The organism is Endozoicomonas atrinae, from assembly GCF_001647025.1.
Lineage (GTDB): Bacteria > Pseudomonadota > Gammaproteobacteria > Pseudomonadales > Endozoicomonadaceae > Endozoicomonas > Endozoicomonas atrinae.
The window spans coordinates 24,271-30,270 of sequence record NZ_LUKQ02000051.1; the positions used below are offsets into that span (position 1 = coordinate 24,271).

The following is a 6,000-nucleotide window of genomic DNA, read 5'->3' on the forward strand; positions in this document are numbered from 1 at the left end:
AGACCTGTAAGGAGCTGATCATCCCATGAAATCCCTTATCAAAAAGGCCATCGTCTCCGTGGCAACGGCAGGATTGATGACCCTATCCACACTCTCTTCGGCGGTTGAAAAGCCTTTAAAAGTTGGCTTTGTCTATGTCGGCCCTGTCGGTGATGCCGGCTGGACCTACGGTCATGATGAAGGCCGACTGGAGATGGTTGAGAAGCTGGGCAAGAATATCGAAACCACGTATGTTGAGAGTGTGTCTGAAGGTGCGGATGCAGAGCGGGTCATCCGTAAACTGGCACAGCAGGGACACGACCTGATTTTTACCACTTCATTTGGTTACATGAACCCAACGCTGAAAGTAGCCAAGCAGTTTCCCAACGTTAAATTCCAGCACGCGACTGGTTACAAACGTGGGAAGAATGTTGGCACCTACTCTGCCCGTTTCTATGAAGGTCGCTACCTGACTGGCGTTATCGCCGGACACATGACCAAGAACAATGTGATTGGCTATGTTGGCTCATTCCCGATTCCTGAGGTGGTTCAGGGGATCAATGCCTTTACACTTGGCCTTCGCAGTGTAAACCCTGATGCAACGGTAAAAGTAGTCTGGATCAACAGCTGGTATGACCCTGCCAAAGAGCGTGAAGCGGCTGAGTCACTGATTGCCCAGGGTGCCGACATCATCAACCAGCACACCGATTCACCCGCTCCGGTTCAGGCCGCCCAGGACAAAGGGGTATACGCCTTTGGCTATGACACGGACATGACCCGCTTTGGCCCTGATGCCCACCTGACCGGTAGTATGGTTCACTGGGGTGGCTTCTATACCGATACGGCCAAAGCGGTACTGGATAAGCAGTGGAAGCCAGAAGATGTATGGGGTGGTTTCTCTGCAGGCATGGTTGAAATGGCACCTTATAACAAAGCCATACCCGAAAAAGTCATTGCTCAGGTCGAAACCTTCAAGGAACAGATCGCAGATGGAACATTTACTATTTTTGAAGGTCCCATCAAAGCACAGGATGGTTCCATCAAAGTTTCAGAGGGTACAAAGCTGAACGATGGTGATATTCTTTCCATGAACTGGTATGTGGAGGGTGTTGAAGGCTCATTGCCAAATTAATCCCCACTTGATTGACAGATCCTGAAGTCGTTAGTTCGACTTCAGGCAGGATGTACTGCTGATGCCCCTTGCTGATTTTGCTGATATGAACTGGCAACCCGCCCAAGATGCCAAAACGATTCCTGATACACTTCGAGAAATGATTCTGGATCAGCACTCGCTTACCCGGCGGCTGAAGCAAGTACACAACAATGAATTTTTTGTCCGAGTCATCTCTCATGACTGGCAGGAGCCTGATGCATCAGAGAAAGCCTTTCTTCATTGTGATGATCAGCGTGCCAGCATAAGAGAAGTTCTGCTTTTTGGTTCAGGTCAACCGGTTGTTTTTGCCCGCAGTGTTTTACCTGAATCCAGTCTGTCTGGTGAGAATAAAGTACTTCTGGAACTGGGAGACAAGCCATTAGGGGAATACATTTTCAGTCAACCCGGTCTTCGCCGCGGACCGATTGAGGTCACCGACTTAAAAGCAAGTCAATTTAATTCACATCTCGATTTCGATTTTGAAACCGAAATCGCCTGGGCCAGACGATCCCTGTTTTATCTGAGAGAAAAACCTATCTCGGTATGCGAGGTTTTTCTACCTGAGCGTGAGCAACGCTAAGCGTTACTCTCATCGATAGTCTCGGCTTCATGAGCAGCCCCCTGCTGCTCTTCAGCTGTAACTTTGTCTATTTGCTTCTCAAGACCATCCCAAAATCGTACCCGAGATGAGATGGCCGCTTTAGCTTTATCAACTGCAGCCTTCTCTGCAGTTTTGTCTCCATTGATACACTGCCTCAGCAGACTCTCTGCAGCGGGGCCATGCTCATTTCCGTCAAGGTCGATATGCCTCTCCAGATAGTAGGTCATGGAAGGAACTGACTTCGGAGGAATTTCCCAATGATTCAACAGTGAAGAAAACATCTCCGGAATGGCATCTTCACGCCCAAAAAGAAAATAACTGGCCACTTCCGGTAACGAACCGTACTGGGCTACCTTCAGCGTATCCGAAACAAATGCCTGAATGTATTCTGGCACTTCAGCAACAACCATAGCCTGCTGCCAGGGAACACCAGTCTTAATGCTGTAAATGACCTGCTCAATTTTGCTGGTGTCTGCTGATACTTCACGCATGGCAGCAAGATACATTTCCAGATGACTCATTGGCGTTCCATGCCGATCCTTATCAGTCTCTTCATAGAGAATAATTTCATTAATAAAGCGGGCAGACCGGGCATCCGGAACTGGCACCCAAGGTAGCTGCATCGAAGTAAACTCAAGCTGCAATCTTTTCGCCAGCGACATAAAATCCCATACAGCAAATACATGAGCTTCCATAAAGACCGACAACTTTTTCATACTGTCAATTTTCTGGTAGAGGGAGTGATTGAAAAGTTGTTCTCGAAGAGGGCGTAAGTCTTTTGTAAACATGGTAGTCTCCTGCTGTAAGCAATTGGCTCTGGCAGGCCGACAAAACAAAGACTACATAGACATTGGACACATGGCAGCCTGGCTGCTCACCTATGTTTATCGGCAAAAAATTTATCGGCTGGAAGGCCCTGACTATTTTCAAAACACAGATTTTTACGGGCGCAGATGAAACTCATACAATCAATAACAGGCTCTAATAAATGTGCAGAGCTGCTTGATCAGCATCTGCCACGCTGGAAAGACTTTATTCAACTGGCTCGCCTAGATCGCCCTATTGGTATCTATCTATTGCTATGGCCAACACTATGGGCACTCTGGCTTGCCGCCGATGGTATACCCACTGTGCACAATCTCGTGGTTTTCATTCTGGGCGTCATTTTGACCCGCAGTGCTGGCTGTGTTGTTAATGACTATGCTGACCGACATTTTGATGGTCATGTAAAACGAACCCATCAGCGTCCATTGGTGACCGGAAAAATAACCCCAAAAGAAGCCTTGATATACGCCGCCAGCCTGTTCTTAGTCGCCTTTCTGCTGGTATTGACCACGAACGCCCTAACCATCTACCTCTCCTTTGCTGCACTGCTACTGGCATCTGCCTACCCTTTTGCCAAGCGACATACTTATCTACCTCAAGTAGTACTTGGAGCAGCATTTGGTTGGTCAATCCCCATGGCATATGCAGCTGAAGCCGGTACATTGACAATTCAGGCATGGCTTTTGTTTATTGCTAACCTCCTATGGACCGTTGCCTACGATACCCAGTATGCCATGGTGGACAGAGACGATGACTTGAAAATTGGTATTAAATCCACAGCCATTTTATTTGGTGAGATGGATAACCTGATTATCGGCTGCTTTCAGGCTTTTACTCTGGTAGCGATGACCATGCTGGGGTTGCAGCTTGAACTGGCCTGGCCATTTTATTTAAGCCTTGTTGTCGCGGCTGCCGGCTTTACTCACCAGCAATGGTCAACCCGTAACCGTGAAAGGGGCCCTTGCTTCAAAGCCTTTCTTTCTAACCATTGGATTGGAGCAGCCATATTCCTCGGGATCGCCTGCTCTCTATGACTATGACCACCAAAGAGCAACAGCTTTCACGCAAATGCGAATAACTCTTATTTGTACTTGCGTGAAGCACCCCTATACATCTATAAAAATCAAGGAAACCCAAACTGACAGTTATAAATAACAAAGGGGGAGGGGTAAGCATGGTTTCACACCATCTGCCATTATCAACAACAGCACTCATTATTTTATCAGGGTGCCCCGGCTGGTTCGCATGAGAACAGAGCCCCTTCCAAGAGCATTATTTACACAACTAAATCCAAACCTGTCATCTTTATCAAAAAGCCTATATCAAAGATCTGTTTTGCTGATTGAAACCGTCAGTCCCTATATCAAATCTATATCTGCTGGCTTGAGCACCCTGAAGAGCTACTCCATTAGAGTGGTTATCTGCTCAACAGCGATCGTTAAAGAAACGACCAAGGGGCTTGGATTGGGCCTTTCGGCAGGAACTGTCTCATCTTTTCTACTATCTCCATTTCCAACCATTGTTGTTATTGCTCCCACCATACAGCTTGCAGCTACTGTTATCGGGGGTATAGGGGGCTTCCTACACGGTGTGGAACTTGCACAAGTCAAATGGGAGGAGCGCGTTGAGAAAGAGAGAATGCAAAGCTGAACAAATTAAGCTCAGGTCTTCTTATTTCAGGATCTTAATATAAAAGCACACCTCATAAATCGAAGGGCTTCATTGTTTTTTATTACTTTAAGCAATCCTCCTTGCTGCGACGCATTTGTATCCGTACTTACTCAAGTCTTGTACCAAACCCAGTAAAATGATCAGGCATCAATGTTAGCAATACTAACCATCCTGTTAGCATTGCTTAAAACTATTTCAATCTTCAGGAATCTAAAATACTGAAATAGTACATTAGTACTATTTAGGAGAATGGAGGTTGAATATGGTCATCACACCAAGTTATGCCATCTGCCACCAAGGAAGTTATTTCCATCAAGACAGCCCCAGCTTTCTGGGTAGAGCGGCCAGCTCGATCAAGGATGTCGCCAAATCCATTAAATCATCAGCCACTGATGCTGCTCTCCAAATCAAGCAGAGAGTGATTAAAATCGCTAAAGCTTGCAAACCCTACCTTCAAAACATATCACATGCACTCTGGGTTCTGAAAAACTACTCTATTCGTGTAGTTATCTGTGCCACAGCGCTTGTGAAAGAAACGACTATTGGCCTTGGCCTGGGGCTTGCTGCAGGTACTGCATCCTCTTTCCTGTTATCACCGATACCCGCAGTGCAAGTAATTGTACCCACCATACAGATTGCTGCGACGATTGTTGGTGGTATAGGAGGATTCCTGTATGGCGTTGAAGTTGCAAAAGAGAAGTGGAATGAGCGCATTGAAAAGGAGAAGAAAGAATTAAAAGAATGGGAGGAAAAGCAAAAAGCAGAGGTTGATAACCTGCAAGATAAACACTTCATACTTGACCACTCAATGCCTGCTTTCAGACGGAGAAAATAACTTGATTGAAGGTTGAGCCAAAAGTACTCAACCTTCATCTCCCCTCATCAAAAAGTTTCTCCCCTTTACCACCTCAACAACTGGAAAACAGCAACTCATACATTGCGAAACCTGCAAAAATCCCATCAAATTTTCCTTAACGTCATTTTTCTGTAACATTCCCTCGCTGTAATACCTGACATATAGATAAATGCTGACCAAAGAAATCTGCACTCATTCAACCTTGGGGTATTCTCATGTCTGGCAAATAAACCCTAGAGCGCATATAACTTTACAACCAGTATTTCCTCTTCATTTTCTTACACATATAATCAATTGGTACATAAATAAGGTGGCTACACCCTGTAACTAGCTCTATATAGTGGCTGTCTAAGTGGCTATATTTAGCGGTACTTAGTGGCTATCCCCTGCTTTCGGCGGCTGTCTTTGCATATCTGGTGGCTCTCCTCAAATCTCCGCCTCATAAACCGCCAGCCCTGGCACTTCTACTTTAACCACCCGATCTTCGATTAGTGCCTTATTTCCTGGCACGACCGTTTCTCCCTGTACCCTGATAATAGTTCCATCTCTCAATGTTGCGCTGCTGGTTCCGTCACCGTTGTTGCTGGTAATGGTGACAACGTTTCTTGCTCCTTCTGGTATTAGTGATTTGAATTGCTGCCAGATGTTGGTGGTGGCCATGGGTGTTTTCCTGTCTTAATAATGTCGTTCCAGCTCTACACTCTGAATAACGGCGTTTAATCCCCCTGAGGCGCTGATATGGGTTCGCAGGCAGAGCCCCTGCCAATCGCCGCTCTCTCCTAAAAGGGTGTCCTGAACCTCGACCAGCATCCCTGGCTCAATGAGTCCGGGGGCGGTGTTGGTGTCGGTCAGCGGCAGTTCGATGGTGGTGATGCTCTGGTGACCGCCTTTGGCCAGTTCGTTCCGGCCTCGCTC

8 protein-coding genes are annotated in these 6,000 nt (G+C 46.6%); 5 read left to right on the top strand and 3 right to left on the bottom strand.

From position 1 onward, the window contains the following. Positions 1 to 25 precede the first annotated feature (25 nt). On the top strand, positions 26 to 1,111 hold the full coding sequence (locus tag AK963_RS09585) for a BMP family ABC transporter substrate-binding protein (RefSeq protein WP_083232560.1): 1,086 nt from the start codon (positions 26 to 28) through the stop codon (positions 1,109 to 1,111). Between the two features lie 61 nt (positions 1,112 to 1,172). Next, positions 1,173 to 1,712: a chorismate--pyruvate lyase family protein gene (locus AK963_RS09590; protein ID WP_066015238.1), complete on the top strand. Its 540-nt coding sequence runs from the start codon at positions 1,173 to 1,175 to the stop codon at positions 1,710 to 1,712. On the opposite strand, the gene AK963_RS09595 is transcribed toward AK963_RS09590, so the two are convergent. Continuing rightward, positions 1,709 to 2,521, bottom strand: a complete 813-nt coding sequence (locus AK963_RS09595) for a DUF3050 domain-containing protein (RefSeq protein WP_066015239.1) — start codon at positions 2,519 to 2,521, stop codon at positions 1,709 to 1,711. The genes AK963_RS09590 and AK963_RS09595 overlap by 4 nt on opposite strands. Before the next feature lie 165 nt (positions 2,522 to 2,686). Here AK963_RS09595 and ubiA point away from each other — a divergent pair, with 165 nt between their 5' ends. The 3 genes from ubiA (at position 2,687) to AK963_RS09610 (ending at position 5,064) form a co-directional block, all read left to right on the top strand. Beyond that, entirely contained in the window at positions 2,687 to 3,592 is a 906-nt protein-coding gene (gene ubiA, locus AK963_RS09600; RefSeq protein WP_083232561.1) for a 4-hydroxybenzoate octaprenyltransferase, read from the top strand. 211 nt (positions 3,593 to 3,803) lie between these two features. Beyond that, positions 3,804 to 4,208: a hypothetical protein gene (locus tag AK963_RS09605; protein ID WP_066015240.1), complete on the top strand. Its 405-nt coding sequence runs from the start codon at positions 3,804 to 3,806 to the stop codon at positions 4,206 to 4,208. 277 nt (positions 4,209 to 4,485) lie between these two features. Next, positions 4,486 to 5,064: a hypothetical protein gene (locus AK963_RS09610; protein ID WP_139117331.1), complete on the top strand. Its 579-nt coding sequence runs from the start codon at positions 4,486 to 4,488 to the stop codon at positions 5,062 to 5,064. A 447-nt stretch (positions 5,065 to 5,511) separates the two neighbouring features. Here AK963_RS09610 and AK963_RS09615 read toward each other — a convergent pair whose 3' ends face one another. Continuing rightward, complete coding sequence (locus tag AK963_RS09615; RefSeq protein ID WP_066015242.1) at positions 5,512 to 5,745, bottom strand: hypothetical protein; 234 nt, start codon at positions 5,743 to 5,745, stop codon at positions 5,512 to 5,514. 15 nt (positions 5,746 to 5,760) lie between these two features. Continuing rightward, positions 5,761 to 6,000 (bottom strand): hypothetical protein (locus tag AK963_RS09620; RefSeq protein ID WP_083232562.1); only part of this gene is annotated, 240 nt, incomplete at its 5' end.

Excerpts from the sequence above, each read along its gene's own strand:
- AK963_RS09605 (WP_066015240.1), top strand. The coding sequence starts at position 3,804 with ATGAGAACAGAGCCCCTTCCAAGAGCATTATTTACACAACTAAATCCA.
- AK963_RS09590 (WP_066015238.1), top strand. The coding sequence starts at position 1,173 with ATGCCCCTTGCTGATTTTGCTGATATGAACTGGCAACCCGCCCAAGAT.
- AK963_RS09615 (WP_066015242.1), bottom strand. The coding sequence starts at position 5,745 with ATGGCCACCACCAACATCTGGCAGCAATTCAAATCACTAATACCAGAA.
- AK963_RS09585 (WP_083232560.1), top strand. The coding sequence starts at position 26 with ATGAAATCCCTTATCAAAAAGGCCATCGTCTCCGTGGCAACGGCAGGA.
- AK963_RS09595 (WP_066015239.1), bottom strand. The coding sequence starts at position 2,521 with ATGTTTACAAAAGACTTACGCCCTCTTCGAGAACAACTTTTCAATCAC.
- ubiA (WP_083232561.1), top strand. The coding sequence starts at position 2,687 with ATGAAACTCATACAATCAATAACAGGCTCTAATAAATGTGCAGAGCTG.